The sequence below is a fragment of the Pseudomonas sp. FG86 genome (assembly GCF_057808775.1).
Genome location: NZ_JBMDIS010000068.1, coordinates 15,228 through 35,932 on the forward strand (window position 1 = coordinate 15,228; position 20,705 = coordinate 35,932).

A 20,705-nucleotide genomic window follows, 5' to 3' on the forward strand; every position below is an offset into this window, starting at 1 on the left:
TAAGGCGCGCCGCGTAATGCCACGCGGCGCGTGATCAGTCGCGCATCTGCCCAGGAGCGATGACTTCGCGCGAGCCGTTGGTGTTCATTGCGGTGACGACGCCAGCGTTTTCCATGGCTTCGATCATACGGGCGGCGCGGTTGTAGCCGATCTTCAGCTTGCGCTGCACCGCGGAGATCGAGGCGCGACGACTTTCCAGCACGAACGCCACGGCCTCGTCGTACAGCGCATCGGTTTCGGCATCATCGTCACCGCCGCCGCCGCCACCGTCGAAGCCGCTGCCGGCCTCTTCGACACCGGCGAGGATGTCATCGTTGTACTCCGGCGCGCCGCGCAGTTTCCAGGCTTCCACCACGCGATGCACTTCGTCGTCGGAAACGAAGGCGCCGTGGACCCGGATCGGCAGGCTGGTGCCCGGCGGCATGTAGAGCATGTCACCGTGACCCAGCAATTGCTCGGCGCCGCCCTGGTCGATGATGGTGCGCGAGTCGATCTTGCTGGAAACCTGGAACGCCATCCGGGTCGGAATGTTGGCCTTGATCAGGCCGGTGATCACATCCACCGAAGGACGCTGGGTGGCGAGGATCAAGTGGATACCGGCCGCACGCGCTTTCTGGGCGATACGTGCGATCAGTTCTTCGACCTTCTTGCCGACGATCATCATCATGTCGGCAAATTCATCGACTACCACCACGATGGTCGGCAGCTTGCTCAGCAAGGGCGCTTCGTCGTGGATGCTTTCGCGCTTGTACAGCGGGTCGGTCAACGGCGTGCCGGCATCCTGGGCTTCCTTGACCTTGGCGTTGAAGCCCGACAGGTTACGCACGCCCATCTTCGCCATCAGCTTGTAGCGGCGCTCCATCTCGGCCACGCTCCAACGCAGGGCGTTGGCGGCGTCCTTCATGTCGGTGACCACCGGGCAAAGCAGGTGTGGAATGCCTTCGTAGATCGACAATTCCAACATTTTCGGGTCGATCATGATCAGCTTGGCGTCTTCCGGGCCGGATTTGAACAGGATCGACAGGATCATCGCGTTCACACCCACCGACTTACCGGAACCGGTGGTACCGGCCACCAGCAGGTGAGGCATCTTGGCCAGGTCGGTGATCACCGGCTTGCCGCCGATATCATGGCCCAGGGCCAAGGTCACCGGCGATTTGAAGTTGTCGTACTCGGGCGTCGACAGCACCTCGGAGAAACGCACGATCTGGCGGTCTTCGTTGGGAATCTCGATACCCACGGTGGTCTTGCCGGGAATCACTTCCACCACGCGCACGCTGGTCACGGCCAGGGAGCGCGCCAGGTCCTTGGCCAGGTTGGAAATGCGGCTGACCTTGACGCCAGCGGCGGGCTGGATTTCGTAACGGGTAATCACCGGGCCGGGGTGGATCGAATCCACCGATACCTCGACGCCAAATTCCTTGAGCTTGATTTCCAGCAGGTGGCCGACGGCCGCCAGGGACTCAGGGGAATAATTGAGTTGTTTCTTTTCGGCCGGGTCGAGAATCGAGATCGGTGGCAAGGTGCCTTCGACCGCGCTGTCGACAAACAAGGGGGCCTGCTTCTCTTTCTGGACGCGATGGCTCGGCTCCGGGGCCTTGGTCGGCGCAGGGGCAATCACCGGTGGCACCTGTTTCTCACGGTCCGACATGTGCTTGCTCAGGGCCTGCTCGCGCTCGATCAAGCGTTCCTTGACCTTGGCTTGCTCGCGGCGATCCGGCGTACTCGGGGCGACCACTTCGTTGACGCGGGTGTCCACCTCACGCAGTTGCGCGACCATGCGCTTGCGATCGACCCGGGCCGCCCACCAGCGGTTGGCAGCGCCTTGGAACAGTTCCAGCAGGTCAAGGGTGATCTTGCCGGTCACGTCCATCACCTTGAACCATGACAGGTCGGTGAACACCGTGAGGCCGAACAGGAACAATGCGATAAACATCAGGGTGCTGCCCTGGATATTCAGGGTCTTGCGCGCCAGGTCGCCGAGGCTTTCGCCCAATGCGCCACCCGCGCCCGCCGGCAGGCCGGTGGGTGCGTGGAAATGGATATGAGCCAGCGCCGCGCCGGACAGCACCAGGAACACCAGGCCGATCAGCCGCCAGGAAAACAGCCAGCCACTCCACTGCCACGGCTCATGACGCTGGCGGAAGATCTGCCAGGTCTTGATCGCCAGCAACAGCGGGAAGATATAAGCGAAGTAGCCCAATACCATGAACAGGATATCGGCGCTGTAGGAACCGGCAGGCCCACCGAAATTCTGCACGTCTTCGATCTTGCTGTTGTGGCTCCAGCCCGGATCGTCCTTGCCATAGGTGAGCAAGGCCATCATCAGGAACAGGCACAACGCACCGATAGCGATCAGCGCACCTTCCTTGAGTCGATAGTGCAGGTGCTGGCGCCAGGCCGGCACGACTGTCTTGGGTGTCGCGGTGGATTTCTTCAAAACGGGTCTTTTCCTGCGCCTTCAGCGCGTCCATCTGTTGAATGACTGCACACTACCGCTCAATCCGAGCAGTTGAAAAATGAACGAACATTGTTGAATTTACTTTTAACATTCCGTGACTGATTCACGAAACGGCGATAACGCCACAATGGCCGCATTGTACGGGTTTGTGCCCCCGATGCCACGCCACTTGCCTTTCTTCAGGCAGCATAGCCAATTGTGTGTCACACCATGTTCAATTTGAGCATGCATTGTCTTTGCTGACAAAGGCTTATGAGCTGTTTTTGCCAATCCAGGCAAGCTTGGCAAATGGCCTGCATCGGCCAGACCCGATTACGACCACACCTCGCGCACAGAGTTGCAGAACCTTCCGCTCACGTTAATCCACGCCAATGGCCGATTCGGACTGGCCCCATGGCGCTGGGTCGACAATAATCACCCCCTTGGGGCAGGCAACATGCCTGCCACTCCCCTCCCCTTCCGTAAGCCTGGATGCCATGCTGACCTGGTTGCAACGCAATACCCTGACCTTCCCGCCGCTGGCCAAAGCCATGCGCGAACCCAACGGCCTGCTCGCCGCCGGTGGCGACCTGTCGGCCGAACGATTGATCCAGGCCTACCGCCATGGCTGCTTTCCATGGTTCTCGGAAGGCCAGCCGATCCTGTGGTGGTCGCCGGACCCGCGCACCGTGATTTTTCCGGACGAGCTGCACGTATCCCGCAGCCTGGGCAAATTATTGCGCCAACAGCGTTATACCGTGACGTTCGACCAGGACTTCGCAGCGGTCATCCAGGCCTGCGCCGCGCCCCGCGCCTATGCCGATGGCACCTGGATCACCGAAGGCATCCAGAGCGCCTACCAGGCGCTGCACAAACGCGGTTATGCGCACTCCGTGGAGGTATGGGACAACGGAGAGCTGGTGGGCGGGCTGTATGGCCTGGCGATGGGCCAGCTTTTTTTTGGCGAGTCCATGTTCAGCCGCGCTGACAACGCCTCGAAATTTGGCTTCGTCACGCTGACCCGTCAATTGCAGGCCTGGGGGTTTGTGCTGATCGACTGCCAGATGCCCAATGATCACCTGCACAGCCTGGGCGCCCGCGCCATCCCCCGCAGCGAGTTCGCCGGCTTCCTGCACGACCACTTGGATCAACCCAGCTCTGGGCCGTGGGTTTCCTAGGCGACATCCGCGCACCTGGCTTACACTTATTTCAAAGCTTATCCGAGGGTTGATCATGACCGAGCTGGCGCGTTTGAAGTTTTATGCCACTCAAGCCCACTCTTGCAGCTATCTGCCAGACGAACAGGCCACCACCCTGTTCCTCGACCCCAGCCAGCCGATGGATGTGCATGTGTATGCCGACCTTTCGGAAATGGGTTTTCGGCGCAGCGGCGATCACCTCTACCGGCCCCACTGCCAGAACTGTAATGCCTGCGTGCCGGCACGCATCCCGGTGGCGCAGTTTTTACCCGATCGTAACCAGAAGCGCATCCTCAAGCGCAATGCCGACCTGACTGTCACCGCGAGCAAGCCTCGATTCAGCGAAGAATACTTCGACCTGTATCAGCGCTACATTGAACAACGCCATGCCGACGGCGATATGTTCCCCCCCAGCCGCGACCAGTTTTCCACGTTCCTGGTGCGCGACCTGCCCTTCTCGCGCTTCTACGAGTTTCGCCTCGACGGCCGCCTGCTGGCCGTCGCCGTGACCGACCTGCTGCCCAACGGCCTGTCGGCGGTCTATACCTTCTATGAGCCGGCCGAGGAACGTCGCAGCCTGGGACGTTTCGCGATCCTCTGGCAAATCGGCGAAGCTCTACGCTTGGAACTGGAGGCGGTGTACCTGGGCTACTGGATCAAAAACTGCAAAAAGATGAACTACAAGACCCAATATCGGCCCATTGAACTGCTAATTAATCAAAGATGGGTCACGCTTAACTAGAACCCCTTGGCTTAAACACCCTTTTTCGGGCACAATGCACGCCGCTTTTGCCTGGCGCAGTTGCACCGGGCCATTCACTGGATACCGAGGGCTTTACTGCATGTCGAAAGAAGACAGCTTCGAAATGGAAGGCACTGTCGTCGACACCCTGCCCAACACCATGTTTCGTGTGGAGTTGGAAAATGGGCACGTCGTAACCGCGCATATCTCCGGCAAGATGCGCAAGAACTACATTCGTATTCTTACCGGTGATAAAGTGCGCGTCGAGCTGACGCCCTATGACTTGAGCAAAGGGCGCATCACTTACCGCGCTCGCTAATCAAGTCAATACAAAACGCCCGGTTATGCCGGGCGTTTTTGTGTGCGTGCTATTTACCAAGCGCCAAAACCAAATGTGGGAGGGGGCTTGCCCCCGATAGCGGTAGATCAGTCACTCATGTAGCGACTGAAACACTGCTATCGGGGGCAAGCCCCCTCCCACATTGGCGCCCGCAGCTATCGATCAGGCCATTTCAGCCGTGGTTTCGAACTCGAAGGTCAGCTCGCCGTCCTTCAGGTCGATATGCACCACGCCACCATGGTCGGACAATTCGCCAAACAGGATCTCTTCGGCCAATGGCCGCTTGATCTTGTCCTGGATCAGACGTGCCATTGGGCGAGCACCCATTGCCGCGTCGTAGCCACCCTCTGCCAGCCAATTGCGCGCCGCGTCCGTTACGTCCAACTGCACGCGCTTGTCTTCCAACTGCGCTTGAAGCTCGGTAAGGAACTTGTCCACCACGCTTTTGATGACCTCATGGCTGAGGCGACCAAACTGGATAATAGTGTCCAGGCGGTTGCGGAACTCCGGCGTAAAGCTCTTCTTGATGACTTCCATCGCATCGGACGAGTGATCCTGATGCGTAAATCCGATCGAAGCCCGCGCAGCCGTTTCAGCACCGGCGTTGGTAGTCATGATCACGATCACATTGCGGAAGTCCGCCTTGCGCCCGTTGTTGTCGGTCAGGGTCCCGTGATCCATGACCTGCAGCAGCAGGTTGAAGACTTCCGGGTGAGCCTTCTCGATTTCATCGAGCAACAATACGCAATGCGGCTGCTTGGTGATTGCCTCGGTCAACAGGCCGCCCTGGTCGAAGCCAACATAGCCTGGAGGCGCACCGATCAGGCGCGACACGGTGTGACGCTCCATGTACTCGGACATGTCGAACCGCACCAACTCGATACCCATGGCCTTGGCCAACTGCCGCGCAGCCTCGGTCTTGCCGACGCCGGTAGGGCCGGCGAACAGGAACGAACCGACAGGCTTGTCCGGCGACTTGAGGCCCGCACGCGACAGCTTGATCGCGGTGGACAGCGAGTCGATGGCCGCATCCTGGCCAAAAACGGTGAGCTTGAGGTCACGTTCCAGATTACGCAGCAGTTCCTTGTCGGAGCTGGTGACGTGTTTTGGCGGAATCCGCGCAATTTTCGCCACGATATCCTCGACCTGGGCCACGTCGATGCGCTTCACGCGCTTCTCGACCGGCTGCAGACGCTGATAAGCACCCGCCTCATCGATCACATCGATCGCCTTGTCCGGCATGTGACGGTCATTGATATAGCGCGATGCCAGCTCAGCCGCCGCCCGCAATGCTTCATCGGTGTACTCGATGCCGTGGTGCGCCTCGAAACGCCCCTTGAGCCCGCGCAGGATACCGATGGTGTCTTCAACCGAAGGCTCGGACACGTCGACTTTCTGGAAGCGACGCGCCAGTGCGCGATCTTTCTCGAAGATCCCACGGAATTCCTGGAACGTGGTCGAACCGATGCAGCGAATGTCACCCGACGACAGCAGAGGCTTGAGCAGGTTGGACGCATCCATCACCCCACCGGACGCCGCACCGGCACCAATGATCGTGTGGATCTCATCAATGAACAGGATCGCCTGCGGGCGTTTTTTCAATTCGCCAAGCAAAGCCTTGAAGCGCTTCTCGAAATCGCCACGGTACTTGGTGCCCGCGAGCAACGCGCCCAGGTCCAGTGAATAGACAACGCTGTTGGCCAGCAGGTCTGGCACCTGGTTATCGACGATGCGCTTGGCCAGGCCTTCGGCGATCGCGGTTTTACCGACACCCGCCTCACCCACCAGCAGCGGGTTGTTCTTGCGACGGCGCGCGAGGATCTGCGCGACACGCTCCACCTCAAGCTCACGCCCTACCAGCGGATCGATCCGCCCCTGGCGCGCCAATTCATTGAGGTTGCTGGCATAGGCATCCAGTGGATTGCCCGAAGAAGAAGACTCACCGCCCTCGTCATCCTGCATTTCCTGCTCACCCTCGGAATGATCGCCGTGCCCAGGCACCTTGGAGATACCGTGGGCGATATAGTTGACGACATCAATACGGGCAACGCTCTGTTGCTTGAGCAGGAATACCGCCTGGCTTTCCTGTTCGCTGAAGATCGCCACAAGCACGTTGGCGCCCGTGACTTCACGCTTGCCGGAGCTCTGTACGTGGAAAACAGCACGCTGCAACACCCGCTGGAAGCCCAGGGTTGGCTGGGTTTCGCGGTCCTCGTCATGCACGGGGATCAGTGGCGTGGTGGAGTCGATAAACTCCTGCAGGTCATGCTTGAGTTTGTCGAGGTTGGCGCCGCACGCACGCAATACGGTGGCGGCAGCTTCGTTATCCAAAAGTGCCAGCAGCAGGTGCTCGACGGTCATGAATTCATGACGCTTCGAACGAGCCTCCTTGAAGGCAAGATTGAGGGTGACTTCGAGCTCGCGGTTTAACATAGCTTCACCTCATACCCAAGTGGTCGGCGTTAACCGTCCTTCTCGATTTCACAGAGTAGCGGATGCTGGCTTTCCCTGGCGTACTGGTTGACCTGCATGGCCTTTGTCTCGGCGATGTCGCGGGTAAACACTCCACATACTGCCCGTCCTTCTGTGTGAACGGCCAGCATTACCTTGGTCGCCAACTCGCGGTTCAGGTTAAAAAACACCTCGAGCACTTCGACCACGAAATCCATCGGTGTGTAGTCATCATTGAACAAAACCACCTTGTACATCGGCGGCGCCTGTAAAGCAGGCTTGGCCTCCTGAACAGCAATGCCTGCAGAACCGTCGTCATCGTGTTCGTGATCCGGTCGATCCTGATTGAATGTTAGTCGAATCTGGCTGATTGCATGCATGGAAAGAAAGGTTCGTCAGTGGTTCAAATACAGTGGTGGGGGCGAGCTGTCAGAATTTCAACTCTGACTATACGGTCGCCTTGACTATCGGCAAATCGGTGTTACAACCAATAGAACCCACAGTGGGTAAAAAAGGTCCGCGCAGTCAACCTTATTTATTCGGGTTAGGACGGATAAACTGGATGATACTCCAGTGATGGAGTCTGGTGCAGAAGGAAATGTGTATGTCTGGCGTCAAGATCAACGGCAAGGTCAAGTGGTTCAACAACGCCAAAGGATATGGCTTTGTGCAAGAGGATGGAAAAACCGAGGACCTTTTTGCGCATTACTCAGCGATCGAAATGGATGGCTATAAAACGCTGAAAGCGGGCCAAGCTGTGAGCTTTGAAATCATTCAAGGACCGAAAGGGCTGCACGCCGTGAAGATCGAAGCAGTGAAAGCTGAAACACTGGAAAAACCCGTAGCCCCGCACGCGCATAAAGAAAAGAAACTAACGGCCTGAACCATCGGCCGTCGAGCGAGCAAATTGCGATAAAAAAACGGCCACCCAGTCAAGTCGGGGCGGCCGTTTTTTTGTTGCCTGAGCCTTACATATGCGAAATCAGCGCATCACCAAAGCCTGACGAAGAGACCAGCTTGGCACCTTCCATCAAGCGCTCGAAGTCGTAGGTCACGGTCTTGGCCGAGATAGCGCCATTGGTGCCCTTGATGATCAGGTCGGCCGCCTCGGTCCAACCCATATGGCGCAGCATCATTTCTGCCGACAGGATCAATGAGCCGGGGTTGACCTGGTCCTTGCCCGCATACTTGGGCGCAGTCCCGTGGGTGGCTTCGAACATGGCCACGGTGTCGGACAGGTTGGCGCCCGGCGCAATACCGATACCACCCACCTCCGCCGCCAGGGCGTCGGACAAGTAGTCGCCGTTCAGGTTAAGCGTCGCGATCACGTCATATTCAGCCGGACGCAGTAGGATCTGCTGGAGCATCGCGTCGGCAATGGCATCCTTGACCACCACATTCTTGCCGGTCTTGGGGTTCTTGAACTGCATCCACGGGCCGCCATCAAGCAGGGTGGCACCGAACTCTTCAGCCGCCACTTCGTAGGCCCATTCCTTGAAGGCACCTTCGGTGAACTTCATGATGTTGCCTTTGTGCACGATGGTCAGCGAGTCGCGGTCGTTATCCACCACATATTGCAGGGCCTTGCGCGCCAGGCGCTTGGTGCCCTCCAGCGATACCGGCTTGATACCAATGCCGCAATCCTGATCGAAACGGATCTTGGTGACACCCATTTCTTCCTTGAGGAACTTGATCACCTTGATGGCTTCCGGCGAGCCGGCTTTCCACTCGATGCCGGCGTAAATATCTTCGGAGTTTTCACGGAAGATGGTCATATCCACGTCACCGGGCTTCTTGACCGGGCTCGGTACACCTTCGAACCAGCGCACCGGACGCAGGCACACATACAGGTCGAGTTGCTGGCGCAGGGCTACGTTCAATGAACGGATGCCACCACCGACCGGAGTGGTCAGCGGGCCCTTGATGGACACCACGTAATCCTTGACCGCATCCAGGGTTTCCTGGGGCAGCCAGGTGTCCTGGTCGTAGACTTGGGTCGCCTTTTCGCCGGCGTACACCTCCATCCACGAGATTTTGCGCTTGCCGCCGTAGGCTTTTTCAACAGCCGCGTCGACCACCTTGATCATCACCGGGCTGATGTCGACGCCAATACCGTCCCCTTCGATATAAGGGATGATCGGTTGGTCAGGAACATTGAGAGAATGGTCTGGATTGACGGTGATTTTTTCGCCGACTGCCGGAACCTGAATCTTCTTGTATCCCATGCTGAACTCCATCTATGGATTGAACATCTGGCTGCGTTCGAGCCTACTCCAGATAAATGGCGACTGAAACCTCGCGCCATGCTCATTTGCATCGAAAACAGCACATTTAGTCGCCTACAAGCCTGAAAGCAAAGGGAAAAGCGCCAATCTTGAGCACATCGTGCGACTTTAGGCGTAATCCGGTACCTGCGACCTTTAGACCAATGGACGACACACCTTTTGTATGAAGGCTCGGCGTAAGCATAGCGACCTATGTATAATGCCGCCGCTGACCAAAGAGTCACGACGGCGGACCGCTCTAGAACAACGCCCTCCGCCACAAAGCAGGACTATTACAATAGTCCACCCGCTTGACGCTCGACTGATGCAACCCAACATCACCGCGAAGAAACCTCGACCTTTCGCTCATGGATGACTTTGAACGAACGCGCTCTACCCGGCGCATCTCGAGTTTCTGCGCACGCTTTCAGCAAAGAAGAGAGTTAATCCGAATATGCCCACCCGCTCGAAGATCATCTACACCTTCACCGACGAAGCCCCAGCCCTCGCCACCTATTCACTGCTGCCTATCGTAGAGGCCTTCACCGCTTCCGCTGATATTGCCGTGGAAACCCGCGACATCTCCCTCGCCGGGCGCATCCTCGCAAGCTTCCCCGAGCAACTGGGCACCAAGGCCGTACCGGACCACCTCGCCGAACTGGGCGCCCTGGCCGTGACCCCTGAAGCCAACATCATCAAGCTGCCTAACATCAGCGCCTCGACCCCTCAACTGCAGGCGGCGATCAAGGAACTGCAGGCCCAGGGCTACGCCCTGCCGGACTACCCCGAAACCGTAACCACCGACGCGGAAAAAGAAACCCGTGCACGTTACGACAAGGTCAAGGGCAGCGCCGTGAACCCGGTCCTGCGCGAAGGCAACTCCGACCGTCGCGCGCCCCTGTCGGTCAAGAACTACGCACGCAAGCACCCGCACAAAATGGGCGCCTGGGCTGCCGACTCCAAGTCCCACGTTGCCCACATGAGCAACGGCGACTTCTACGGCAGCGAAAAAGCCGTACAGATCGAAGCCGCTGACACTGTCAAAATTGCGCTGGTCGCCCAAGACGGCACCACCACCGTCCTGAAGGAAAAGACCACGGTCAAGGCCGGCGAAATCATCGACAGCGCCGTACTGAGCAAGAAAGCCCTGCGCAGCTTCATCGCCGCTGAAATCGAAGACGCCAAGAAACAAGGCGTACTGCTGTCGGTTCACTTGAAAGCCACCATGATGAAGGTCTCCGACCCGATCATGTTCGGCCAGATCGTTGCCGAGTTCTATAAAGACGCCCTGGCCAAGCACGCAGACGTGCTGGCCGAGATCGGCTTCAACCTGAACAACGGTATCGGCGACCTGTACGCACGCATCAAGGCCCTGCCAGCCGAGCAGCAAGCGCAGATCGAAGCTGACATCCAGGCGGTCTACGCCTCGCGCCCTTCCCTGGCGATGGTCAACTCCGACAAAGGCATCACCAACCTGCACGTGCCGAGCGACGTCATCGTCGACGCTTCGATGCCGGCCATGATCCGTGACTCCGGTAAAATGTGGGGCACCGACGGCCAACTGCACGATACCAAGGCCGTGATTCCGGATCGCTGCTACGCCACCATCTACCAGGCCGTCATCGAAGACTGCAAGGCCAATGGCGCGTTCGATCCAACCACCATGGGCAGCGTACCGAACGTTGGCCTGATGGCGCAGAAAGCCGAAGAGTACGGCTCTCACGACAAGACTTTCCAGATCAAGGCTGACGGCGTGGTCCGCGTCACCGACAGCAAGGGCAACCTGCTGATGGAACAGCCCGTCGAAGCCGGCGACATCTTCCGCATGTGCCAGGCCAAAGACGCGCCGATCCAGGACTGGGTCAAGCTGGCCGTCAACCGCGCTCGCGCCAGCAACACCCCGGCCATCTTCTGGCTGGACCCGAAGCGCGCCCACGATGGCGCCGTGATCGAAAAAGTCCAGACCTACCTGAAAGACCACAACACCGAAGGCCTGGACATCCGCATCATGTCGCCGGTCGACGCGATGAAGTTCACCCTGGAGCGCACCCGCAAGGGCCTGGACACCATCTCGGTGACCGGTAACGTACTGCGCGACTACCTGACCGACCTGTTCCCGATCATGGAACTGGGCACCAGCGCCAAAATGCTGTCGATCGTGCCACTGATGAACGGCGGCGGCCTGTTCGAAACCGGCGCTGGCGGTTCGGCACCCAAGCACGTGCAACAGCTGCTGGAAGAGAACTTCCTGCGCTGGGACTCCCTGGGCGAATTCCTGGCCCTGGCAGCCTCCCTGGAACACCTGGGCGTGACATACAACAACCCGAAAGCCCTGGTACTGTCCAAGACCCTGGACCAGGCCACCGGCCAGTTCCTCGACAACAACAAGTCGCCATCGCGCAAAGTCGGCAACATCGACAACCGCGGCAGCCACTTCTACCTGGCGCTGTACTGGGCCCAGGCCCTGGCGGCACAGACCGAAGACACGGCACTGCAAGGGCAGTTCAGCGAACTGGCCAAGACCCTGGCCGCGAACGAAGCAACCATCGTTGCCGAGCTCAACGCCGTACAGGGCAAGCCAGTGGACATCGGCGGCTACTACGCGCCGAACCCGGAGCTGACCAGCAAGGCCATGCGCCCAAGCAACACCCTCAACGCGGCGATTGCCAAGTTGAAGTAAGGTTGTAAGGATGCAAAGAAGCCCCGGCCCTGTGCCGGGGTTTTTGTTTATGTGCTTTTTGCTGAAGAAACCCAATCAAGTTGTGGGAGGGGGCTTGCAACCCCGGCAGCATACCGACCAGGCTACTTATAGCTGATCCACCGCTATCGGGGGCAAGCCCCCCTCCCACATTGACTGCAATCCTGCCGATAGGCCGAGCCGTACAACTGAATCGAGGCACCCCATGACCTGGCAACCCCACATCACCGTCGCCACCATCGTCGAAGACAACGGCCGCTTCCTGATGGTCGAAGAACTCAAGAACGGGCGTGCCGTGCTCAACCAGCCCGCCGGCCACCTCGACCCGCATGAAACCCTGACCGAAGCCGCCGTGCGCGAAACCCTCGAAGAAACCGGCTGGGACGTGGAAGCCACCGGCGTCGTCGGTATCTACCTGTACACCGCCCCCAGCAATGGCGTGACCTACCAGCGGGTCTGCTTCACCGCCAAGGCGCTGAAACACTACCCGGACTATCAACTCGACGAGGGCATCGTGCGCGCCCGCTGGCTGACGCGCGACGAGCTGATAGCCTTGCGCGACGACTGGCGCAGCGAGCTGATCATCCGCTGTATCGACGATTATCTGGCCGGTCAGCGCCACAGTCTCGAATTGATCCGCCCTTCTCTTTAGCCTTGCAGGCGCGAGCCTGCTAGAATCGCGTCCTTTTTAAAGACACCCGTTGAAATCCTATGCGTGATCCAGCCCCTTCTGACACACAAAAGAAGCGCGTCATCGTCGGTATGTCCGGCGGCGTGGATTCTTCCGTTTCCGCCGTCCTGCTCATGGAGCAGGGCTATGAGGTGGAAGGCCTGTTCATGAAGAACTGGGAAGAAGACGATGGAACGGAATATTGCACCGCCATGGACGACCTGGCGGATGCCCAGGCCGTGTGCGACAAAATCGGTATAAAGCTGCACACCGCCAACTTCGCCGCCGAGTACTGGGACAATGTGTTCGAGCACTTCCTGGCCGAATACAAGGCCGGTCGTACGCCGAACCCGGACATCCTGTGTAACCGCGAGATCAAGTTCAAGGCGTTCCTCGACTACGCCATGATGCTCGGCGCCGACCTGATTGCAACTGGCCACTACGTGCGCCGTCGCGATATCGATGGCCGCACCGAACTGCTCAAGGGCCTGGACCCGAACAAGGACCAGAGCTACTTCCTGCACGCCGTCGGCGGCGAACAGATCGCCAAGACCCTGTTCCCGGTCGGCGAGCTGGAGAAACCCGAAGTGCGCCGGATCGCCGAGCAACACGGCCTGGCCACAGCCAAGAAGAAGGACTCGACCGGGATCTGCTTTATTGGCGAGCGCCGCTTCAGTGACTTCCTCAAGCAGTACCTGCCGGCACAACCGGGCGAGATCAAGACCACCGACGGCGAGGTCATCGGCCGCCACCACGGCCTGATGTACCACACCATCGGGCAGCGCCAGGGCCTGGGCATCGGCGGCTTGAAAGACGCCGGTGAAGAACCCTGGTACGTACTGATCAAGGACCTGGAGCACAACGTACTGGTTGTTGGACAGGGCAATGAACACCCGCTGCTGTTCTCCCGCGCCCTGCTGGCGTCGGAGATCTATTGGGTCAACCCGATCGACCTGAGCACCCCGCGTCGCCTGACCGCCAAGGTGCGCTATCGCCAGAGCGACCAACCCTGCACCCTGGAAAAAACCGCCAGCGGTTACCGTGCCACCTTCGATGACCCGCAACGCGCGGTCACACCTGGCCAGTCCGTAGTGTTCTACGACGGGGAGATTTGCCTGGGGGGCGGCGTGATCGAAATCGCCGAACCCTGGAGCACCCCGGCATGAGCCCGACCCAGGAGCAACTGACGGCACTCGGCGGTGTATTCCTCGCCGCGGTGCTGGTGGACAAGATCGCCAAGACCGGCCAGGTCACCGAAGCGGGCCTGACCTGCATGCTCGGCAGCCTGCTGATCCGCGACCCCAAGGACACCCTGGAAGTCTACGGCGGCGACGACCTGGCCCTGCGCGAAGGTTATCGCGCGCTGATCGGCGCACTCGAGCGTGACCCGAGCACCTTGCAACGTGAGCCGCTGCGCTATGCCTTGTCGATGCTCGGTCTCGAGCGCCAACTGGCCAAGCGCGACGACCTGCTCGAGACCATTGGCAAACGCCTGCCGCAGATTCAATCCCAGGTGGAACACTTCGGCCCAGCCCACGAAAACGTGATCGCCGCCGTGGGTGCGCTGTACCAGGACACCTTGAGCACCTTGCGCCAGCGGATCCAGGTCCACGGCGACATGCGCAACCTGCAACAACCGAACAACGCCTCGAAAATCCGCGCGCTGCTCCTGGCCGGTATTCGTTCGGCGCGGTTGTGGCGCCAGTTGGGCGGTCATCGTTGGCAGCTGGTCATCAGCCGTCGCAAATTGCTCAAAGAGCTTTACCCGTTGATGCGCAACGAATAAGTCGTATCAACGGGCCCTTTTCAAGCCGTTACGCGTAATACGCCGGTCAGTTGGCAACGGACCGGCGGATTTTTTCATGTATGATACGCGCCCCATTTCGTTGCCCGACTGTCCGAGAACACCCCATGCAGCTCTCTTCGCTCACTGCGGTTTCCCCTGTTGACGGCCGCTACGCCGGCAAAACCCAGGCCCTGCGCCCTATTTTCAGCGAATACGGCCTGATCCGTGCTCGTGTACTGGTTGAAGTGCGCTGGCTCCAGCGCCTGGCCGCTCACCCCGCCATCAGCGAAGTGCCGGCGTTCTCCGCCGAAGCCAACGCCGTGCTCAACACCCTGGCGGAAAACTTCTCCCTGGAACACGCTGAGCGTGTCAAAGAGATCGAGCGCACCACCAACCACGACGTAAAAGCCATCGAGTACCTGCTCAAGGAACAGGCGGCCAAGCTGCCGGAACTGGCCCAGGTCAGCGAGTTCATCCACTTTGCCTGCACCAGCGAGGACATCAACAACCTGTCCCATGCCCTGATGCTGCGCGAAGGCCGTGATGACGTCATGCTGCCGCTGATGCGCCAGACCGCCGAAGCTATCCGCGAACTGGCGATCCGTTTCGCCGCCGTGCCGATGCTATCGCGCACCCACGGCCAGCCGGCGTCGCCGACCACCCTGGGCAAAGAACTGGCCAACGTGGTGTACCGCCTGGAGCGTCAGATCGCACAGGTCGCCGCCGTGCCATTACTGGGCAAGATCAACGGCGCTGTCGGCAACTACAACGCGCACCTGTCGGCCTACCCCGAGATCGACTGGGAAGCCAATGCCCGCGCCTTCATCGAAGACGAGCTGGGCCTGGGCTTCAACCCGTACACGACGCAGATCGAACCGCACGACTACATCGCCGAGCTGTTCGACGCCATTGCACGCTTCAACACCATCCTGATCGACTTCGATCGCGATATCTGGGGCTACATCTCCCTGGGCTACTTCAAGCAGCGCACTATTGCCGGCGAAATCGGTTCGTCGACCATGCCGCACAAGGTCAACCCGATCGACTTCGAAAACTCCGAAGGCAACCTCGGCATCGCCAACGCCCTGTTCCAGCACCTGGCCAGCAAGTTGCCGATCTCCCGCTGGCAGCGCGACCTGACCGACTCCACCGTACTGCGCAACCTCGGCGTCGGATTTGCCCACAGCGTGATCGCGTACGAAGCCAGCCTCAAAGGCATCAGCAAGCTTGAGCTCAACGAGCAGAAGATCGCCGCTGACCTGGACGCTTGCTGGGAAGTGCTGGCCGAGCCGATCCAGACCGTGATGCGCCGCTATAACATCGAAAACCCGTACGAGAAGCTCAAAGAGTTGACGCGTGGCAAGGGCATCAGCCCTGAAGCGCTGCAAACTTTCATCGACGGCCTGGACATGCCAGCCGCTGCCAAGGCCGAGCTGAAACTGCTCACCCCGGCCAACTACATCGGCAACGCCGTGGCCCAAGCCAAACGCATCTGATTACCGCAAGACCCCTGAGACGCCCGGCCGCGCCGGGCGTTTTTATTCCAGTCTGAAAAGTGCTTTTTTTCAATAGGTTACACATGAATCCTGATATCCCTCTTCAACTTCTGGGCGGCATCACGGCACGGGAGTTCCTGCGCGACTACTGGCAGAAAAAACCCCTGCTGATCCGCCAGGCCATCCCTGACTTCGAAAGCCCGATCGACGCCGACGAACTGGCCGGCCTCGCCTTGGAAGAGGAAGTCGAGTCGCGCCTGGTGATCGAGCATGGCGAACGCCCATGGGAGCTACGTCGCGGTCCGTTCGCCGAAGACACCTTCAGCACCCTGCCTGAGCGCGAGTGGACCCTGCTGGTACAAGCGGTCGACCAGTTCGTGCCGGAAGTGGCCGATCTGCTGGAGCAGTTCCGCTTCCTGCCGAGCTGGCGCATCGACGACGTGATGATCAGTTTCGCTGCGCCGGGCGGCAGCGTGGGTCCGCACTTCGACAACTACGATGTGTTCCTGCTGCAGGCCCAGGGCAAGCGCAACTGGAAGATCGGCCAAATGTGCAGCTCCGAAAGCCCGCTGCTGCAACACGCCGACCTGCGCATCCTCGCCGAATTCGAAGAAAGCGCCGAGTGGGTACTGGAACCGGGCGACATGCTCTATCTGCCGCCACGCCTGGCACACTTCGGTATCGCTGAAGATGACTGCATGACCTACTCGGTAGGTTTCCGTGCACCGAGCGCCGCTGAAGTCCTGACCCACTTCACCGACTTCCTCAGCCAGTACCTGACCGACGAAGAGCGCTACACCGACGCCGACGCCCAACCAGCCGGCGACCCGCACCAGATCCAGAGCGACGCCCTCGACCGTCTCAAGAGCCTGCTGGCCGAGCACATGAGCGACGAGCGCATGCTGCTGACCTGGTTTGGCCAGTTCATGACCGAGCCGCGCTACCCGGAACTGGTTACCGGACCGGAAGACCTGTCGGAAGAAGACGTGGTGAACAGCCTGGAAGACGGTGCCGTGCTGATTCGCAACCCGAGCGCGCGCCTGGCCTGGTCGGAAGTGGACGACGACCTGCTGCTGTTCGCCAGCGGCCAGAGTCGCTACCTGCCGGGCAAACTGCGCGAGCTGCTGAAGCTGATCTGCGCCGCCGACGCGCTGCACATCGAGAACCTCAGCCCATGGCTGGCGGACGAAGATGGCCGCGACCTGTTGTGCGAACTGGTCAAACAAGGAAGCCTGGGGTTTGCCGATGAATAAAATTCACGTAAGTGTCGCGGACTGGCAAAAGGATATCGCCGAGATTCGGCGCATTCGTGAAGCGGTATTTATCGCCGAACAATCGGTCCCACCAGAACTGGAGTGGGACGCAGACGACGCAGATGCAGTGCATTTCCTCGCATACGAGGGCGACTTCCCGATTGGCACCGCTCGCCTGTTGCCCAGCGGCGAGATCGGTCGCGTGTCGGTCCTCAAGGACTGGCGCGGGCTGAAGGTCGGCGACAAGCTGATGGAAGCCGTGATTGGCGAGGCCGAGAAACGCGGCCAAACCAAACAGTTCCTCAGCGCGCAGGTCTATGCGGCACCGTTCTATGAGCGACTGGGCTTCAAGATCACCAGCGAGGAATTCCTGGAAGTCGGGATTCCGCATGTCGACATGGTGCGCGGGGCAAGCCCGCTCGCCACGACAGACTTGCCCACTACAGCAGGCTTGATCCTCACTAAACTTGCGACCTGCCAGGCCGACAAACTGGCACTATCAAGCCTAAATGACTCGCAGAGATAACGGACATGTCCCTTCGCACCCTGCTCACCGCTCTCCTCCTGACCGCCAGTTGCACGGCATTGGCCGACACCGAAGTCGTCAACCTGAGCAACCGTACCAGCGCCGACCTGCTGCCCGTGGCGCAGAACTTCATCGGCAAGGACGGTACCGTCAGCGCCTACGGCAACCAACTGATCGTGAATGCCGCCCCCGGCAAGATCCAGGACCTGCGCGCCCTGCTCGCCCAACTGGACACGCCGGCCAAACGCCTGCTGATCACCGTCGATACCAATGAAAACAACCAGCAGAACAGCGGCGACAGCCAGACGCGCATCATCAGCTACGGCACCGCCAGCCGCGAGGGCGGCATCCAGCAGATCCAGGCCAGCGAAGGCGTACCCGCGTTGATCCAGGTCGGCCAGAGCGTCCCCCTGACCACCACGCAGCCCGATGCCTACGGCCGCCCGCAGAACCAGACCCAGTACCGCAACGTCACTCAGGGCTTCTACGTCACCGCCAGCGTCACCGGCGACACCGTGCACCTGGCGATCAGTACCAACCGTGACCGCATGAACCAGGAACGTGCCGATGTAGTGAACGTGCAAAGTACCGACACAACCGTCAGCGGCCGCCTGGGCGAATGGATCCCCCTGGCCGGCATCAACCGTGAGACCCAGGCCGATAAATCCTCCACAACCCGCAGCTACTCTACTCAGGGCCGTGACGACCTGACTTTGCGGGTTAAGGTCGACACCCTGAACTGAAGCACCAAAAACTGACTGACGAGTCGTATTAGACTAAAGATGTAGTGCTATAAAAAAAGCACTACAAAACATTTGACGATCCAAAAAAGCCTGTGCATGATGGCCTCGCTCCCGCTAATCAGGGGCCCTGGCAAGGGCCTTCGGATCGACGCTCCAAGCTACCCACCCGAGCCGATTCGTGTCTGTACCGCCCACAAGGTGTGTTTGACGAGGTTGCGACTGGAACGAAGTTGTCCCGAGGGACGGAAGCTAACCAGGTAACCCGGCTACACACTGATGGATCGTACAAAGGCCCACGATGCCCGAAGACCGTTCGCAGTTCGCCCTTACCTGCTCAACTCCCCCCTTGAGCCATCGTTCATCCCGTCGCCATCCCCGCCGAACTTGACTTGAACACCCAAGCTTCTGGTCAGCGAGCAGCCACAACCACGCATTCACTACGTGGCTGGCAAATGGAATTTTCCACCTAGACCTATGCGACGAGGTTTTCCCCCATGGCACTGACACGCGAACAGCAAATTGCAGCCCTTGAAAAAGACTGGGCTGAAAACCCACGCTGGAAAGGCGTAACCCGCGCTTATTCCGCTGCTGACGTCGTCCGCCTGCGTGGCTCGGTTCAACCTGAGCACACCTTTGCAAAACTCGGCGCCGAGAAGCTGTGGAACCTGGTGACCCAGGGCGCCAAGCCTTCCTTCCGTCCCGACAAAGATTTCGTCAACTGCATGGGCGCCCTCACTGGCGGCCAGGCAGTCCAACAGGTAAAAGCCGGTATCCAGGCGATCTACCTGTCCGGCTGGCAAGTGGCAGCGGACAACAACTCCGCTGAATCCATGTACCCCGACCAATCGCTGTACCCGGTGGACTCCGTACCGACCGTGGTCAAGCGCATCAACAACTCGTTCCGTCGTGCCGACCAGATCCAGTGGAAAGCCGGTAAAGGTCCTGGCGACGAAGGCTACATCGACTACTTCGCACCGATCGTGGCTGACGCCGAAGCCGGTTTCGGCGGCGTACTGAACGCCTACGAGCTGATGAAGAGCATGATCGAGGCTGGCGCCGCCGGCGTGCACTTCGAAGACCAACTGGCCTCGGTGAAAAAATGCGGCCACATGGGCGGCAAGGTACTGGTGCCGACCCAGGAAGCCGTACAGAAGCTGACCGCTGCCCGCCTGGCGGCTGACGTTGCCGGTACACCGACCATCATCCTGGCCCGTACCGACGCCAACGCCGCCGACCTGCTGACATCGGACTGCGACCCGTACGACCAACCGTTCGTCACTGGCGAACGCACCCAGGAAGGTTTCTACAAAGTACGCGCCGGTCTTGACCAGGCGATCGCCCGTGGCCTGGCCTACGCGCCGTACGCCGACCTGATCTGGTGCGAAACCGCCAAGCCGGACCTGGCTGAAGCCCGTCGCTTTGCTGAAGCGATCAAAAAGGAATACCCGGACCAACTGCTGTCCTACAACTGCTCGCCTTCCTTCAACTGGAAGAAAAACCTGGACGACGCGACCATCGCCAAGTTCCAGCGCGAACTGTCCGCCATGGGCTACAAGCACCAGTTCATCACCCTGGCCGGCATTCACAACATGTGGCACAGCATGTTCAACCTGGCGCACGACTACGCCCGCAACGACATGACCGCCTACGTGAAGCTGCAAGAGCAAGAGTTCGCTGACGCCGCCAAGGGCTACACCTTCGTGGCTCACCAGCAGGAAGTGGGTACCGGCTACTTCGACGACATGACCACCGTGATCCAGGGCGGCACCTCGTCCGTGACCGCACTGACCGGCTCGACCGAAGAAGAACAGTTCCACTGAGTGCATGAGCACACGGCCATCGCGGACCCGATAAAGAGCTAACCGCAGTGCCGCACGATCTGACGCCCCGACTGGTTCGGGGCGTTTTTTTGCCTGAGCGATCCGCCCCGGGTCAATGAGCCCCCAAATGTGGGAGGGGGCCTGCCCTGATGCCTGTCAGTCCAGAAGGAGCACCCTAACTGTGGCGAGCGGGCTTGCCCCGCGCTGGGCTGCGAAGCTGCCCCATTACAGGCGATGTGTTTTCAACTGACACACCGCGGTGCCTGGTTTTGGGGCC

16 protein-coding genes and 1 pseudogene are annotated in these 20,705 nt (G+C 59.8%); 13 read left to right on the plus strand and 4 right to left on the minus strand.

All coding sequences use genetic code 11. The annotated features are described in order from the left end of the window. Nucleotides 1–34: 34 nt before the first annotated feature. Entirely contained in the window at nt 35–2,440 is a 2,406-nt protein-coding gene (gene ftsK, locus ACODSV_RS27980) for a DNA translocase FtsK (protein ID WP_150055209.1), read from the minus strand. Between the two features lie 497 nt (nt 2,441–2,937). Between ftsK and aat the strand changes: the two genes are divergently transcribed. The 3 genes from aat to infA all read left to right on the plus strand — a co-directional run bounded on the left by aat (nt 2,938) and on the right by infA (nt 4,700). Continuing rightward, nucleotides 2,938–3,618 (plus strand): leucyl/phenylalanyl-tRNA--protein transferase, encoded by a 681-nt coding sequence (aat, locus tag ACODSV_RS27985; RefSeq protein WP_024076162.1) that lies wholly within the window; start codon nt 2,938–2,940, stop codon nt 3,616–3,618. Between the two features lie 55 nt (nt 3,619–3,673). Then, complete coding sequence (locus ACODSV_RS27990) at nt 3,674–4,381, plus strand: arginyltransferase (RefSeq protein WP_024076163.1); 708 nt, start codon at nt 3,674–3,676, stop codon at nt 4,379–4,381. Between the two features lie 100 nt (nt 4,382–4,481). Beyond that, nucleotides 4,482–4,700 carry a translation initiation factor IF-1 gene (gene infA, locus ACODSV_RS27995; protein WP_002553999.1) on the plus strand — a complete coding sequence of 73 codons (219 nt, stop codon included), beginning with the start codon at nt 4,482–4,484 and terminating at the stop codon, nt 4,698–4,700. A 183-nt stretch (nt 4,701–4,883) separates the two neighbouring features. On the opposite strand, the gene clpA is transcribed toward infA, so the two are convergent. Further along, the gene (gene clpA / locus ACODSV_RS28000; protein ID WP_024076164.1) at nt 4,884–7,154 is read right to left on the minus strand and encodes an ATP-dependent Clp protease ATP-binding subunit ClpA; all 2,271 of its coding nucleotides are present in this window, start codon (nt 7,152–7,154) and stop codon (nt 4,884–4,886) included. 29 nt (nt 7,155–7,183) lie between these two features. Further along, the gene (gene clpS, locus ACODSV_RS28005; RefSeq protein ID WP_010567912.1) at nt 7,184–7,552 is read right to left on the minus strand and encodes an ATP-dependent Clp protease adapter ClpS; all 369 of its coding nucleotides are present in this window, start codon (nt 7,550–7,552) and stop codon (nt 7,184–7,186) included. 224 nt (nt 7,553–7,776) lie between these two features. Between clpS and cspD the strand changes: the two genes are divergently transcribed. Continuing rightward, nucleotides 7,777–8,055, plus strand: coding sequence for a cold shock domain-containing protein CspD (cspD, locus tag ACODSV_RS28010; protein ID WP_150055002.1), 279 nt, complete (start codon nt 7,777–7,779; stop codon nt 8,053–8,055). Nucleotides 8,056–8,140: 85 nt separating this feature from the next. Here the strand turns inward: cspD and icd are convergent, their stop codons facing one another. Continuing rightward, nucleotides 8,141–9,397 carry an NADP-dependent isocitrate dehydrogenase gene (icd, locus tag ACODSV_RS28015; protein ID WP_024076166.1) on the minus strand — a complete coding sequence of 419 codons (1,257 nt, stop codon included), beginning with the start codon at nt 9,395–9,397 and terminating at the stop codon, nt 8,141–8,143. Between the two features lie 493 nt (nt 9,398–9,890). Here icd and ACODSV_RS28020 point away from each other — a divergent pair, with 493 nt between their 5' ends. From ACODSV_RS28020 to aceA, 9 genes and pseudogenes are all read left to right on the plus strand, one after another. Further along, a complete protein-coding gene (locus ACODSV_RS28020; protein WP_024076167.1) occupies nt 9,891–12,116 on the plus strand; it encodes an NADP-dependent isocitrate dehydrogenase in 2,226 nt (741 codons plus the stop codon). A gap of 223 nt (nt 12,117–12,339) precedes the next feature. Further along, the gene (locus tag ACODSV_RS28025) at nt 12,340–12,786 is read left to right on the plus strand and encodes an NUDIX hydrolase (RefSeq protein WP_024076168.1); all 447 of its coding nucleotides are present in this window, start codon (nt 12,340–12,342) and stop codon (nt 12,784–12,786) included. Nucleotides 12,787–12,845: 59 nt separating this feature from the next. Beyond that, nucleotides 12,846–13,970, plus strand: coding sequence for a tRNA 2-thiouridine(34) synthase MnmA (gene mnmA, locus ACODSV_RS28030; protein ID WP_024076169.1), 1,125 nt, complete (start codon nt 12,846–12,848; stop codon nt 13,968–13,970). Then, the gene (hflD, locus tag ACODSV_RS28035; RefSeq protein ID WP_024076170.1) at nt 13,967–14,590 is read left to right on the plus strand and encodes a high frequency lysogenization protein HflD; all 624 of its coding nucleotides are present in this window, start codon (nt 13,967–13,969) and stop codon (nt 14,588–14,590) included. The genes mnmA and hflD overlap by 4 nt, the downstream gene beginning before the upstream one ends. 125 nt (nt 14,591–14,715) lie before the next feature. Beyond that, a complete protein-coding gene (gene purB, locus ACODSV_RS28040) occupies nt 14,716–16,086 on the plus strand; it encodes an adenylosuccinate lyase (RefSeq protein WP_024076171.1) in 1,371 nt (456 codons plus the stop codon). Nucleotides 16,087–16,169: 83 nt separating this feature from the next. Next, nucleotides 16,170–17,339 carry a ribosomal protein uL16 3-hydroxylase gene (locus ACODSV_RS28045; RefSeq protein ID WP_150055532.1) on the plus strand — a complete coding sequence of 390 codons (1,170 nt, stop codon included), beginning with the start codon at nt 16,170–16,172 and terminating at the stop codon, nt 17,337–17,339. Further along, a pseudogene (locus ACODSV_RS28050) lies at nt 17,332–17,745 on the plus strand (GNAT family N-acetyltransferase); the annotation flags it as partial. The gene ACODSV_RS28045 and the pseudogene ACODSV_RS28050, both read left to right, overlap by 8 nt. Nucleotides 17,746–17,870: 125 nt before the next feature. After that, nucleotides 17,871–18,608, plus strand: coding sequence for a secretin N-terminal domain-containing protein (locus tag ACODSV_RS28055; protein WP_150054794.1), 738 nt, complete (start codon nt 17,871–17,873; stop codon nt 18,606–18,608). Nucleotides 18,609–19,102: 494 nt separating this feature from the next. Further along, on the plus strand, nt 19,103–20,428 hold the full coding sequence (aceA, locus tag ACODSV_RS28060) for an isocitrate lyase (protein WP_024076175.1): 1,326 nt from the start codon (nt 19,103–19,105) through the stop codon (nt 20,426–20,428). Nucleotides 20,429–20,705: the final 277 nt, after the last annotated feature.

Coding starts and splice junctions, on each gene's coding strand:
- cspD (WP_150055002.1), top strand. CDS start 7,777: ATGTCTGGCGTCAAGATCAACGGCAAGGTCAAGTGGTTCAACAACGCC.
- ACODSV_RS28020 (WP_024076167.1), top strand. CDS start 9,891: ATGCCCACCCGCTCGAAGATCATCTACACCTTCACCGACGAAGCCCCA.
- clpA (WP_024076164.1), bottom strand. CDS start 7,154: ATGTTAAACCGCGAGCTCGAAGTCACCCTCAATCTTGCCTTCAAGGAG.
- purB (WP_024076171.1), top strand. CDS start 14,716: ATGCAGCTCTCTTCGCTCACTGCGGTTTCCCCTGTTGACGGCCGCTAC.
- mnmA (WP_024076169.1), top strand. CDS start 12,846: ATGCGTGATCCAGCCCCTTCTGACACACAAAAGAAGCGCGTCATCGTC.
- icd (WP_024076166.1), bottom strand. CDS start 9,397: ATGGGATACAAGAAGATTCAGGTTCCGGCAGTCGGCGAAAAAATCACC.
- aceA (WP_024076175.1), top strand. CDS start 19,103: ATGGCACTGACACGCGAACAGCAAATTGCAGCCCTTGAAAAAGACTGG.
- infA (WP_002553999.1), top strand. CDS start 4,482: ATGTCGAAAGAAGACAGCTTCGAAATGGAAGGCACTGTCGTCGACACC.
- ACODSV_RS27990 (WP_024076163.1), top strand. CDS start 3,674: ATGACCGAGCTGGCGCGTTTGAAGTTTTATGCCACTCAAGCCCACTCT.
- clpS (WP_010567912.1), bottom strand. CDS start 7,552: ATGCATGCAATCAGCCAGATTCGACTAACATTCAATCAGGATCGACCG.
- ACODSV_RS28045 (WP_150055532.1), top strand. CDS start 16,170: ATGAATCCTGATATCCCTCTTCAACTTCTGGGCGGCATCACGGCACGG.
- hflD (WP_024076170.1), top strand. CDS start 13,967: ATGAGCCCGACCCAGGAGCAACTGACGGCACTCGGCGGTGTATTCCTC.
- ACODSV_RS28025 (WP_024076168.1), top strand. CDS start 12,340: ATGACCTGGCAACCCCACATCACCGTCGCCACCATCGTCGAAGACAAC.
- ACODSV_RS28055 (WP_150054794.1), top strand. CDS start 17,871: ATGTCCCTTCGCACCCTGCTCACCGCTCTCCTCCTGACCGCCAGTTGC.
- aat (WP_024076162.1), top strand. CDS start 2,938: ATGCTGACCTGGTTGCAACGCAATACCCTGACCTTCCCGCCGCTGGCC.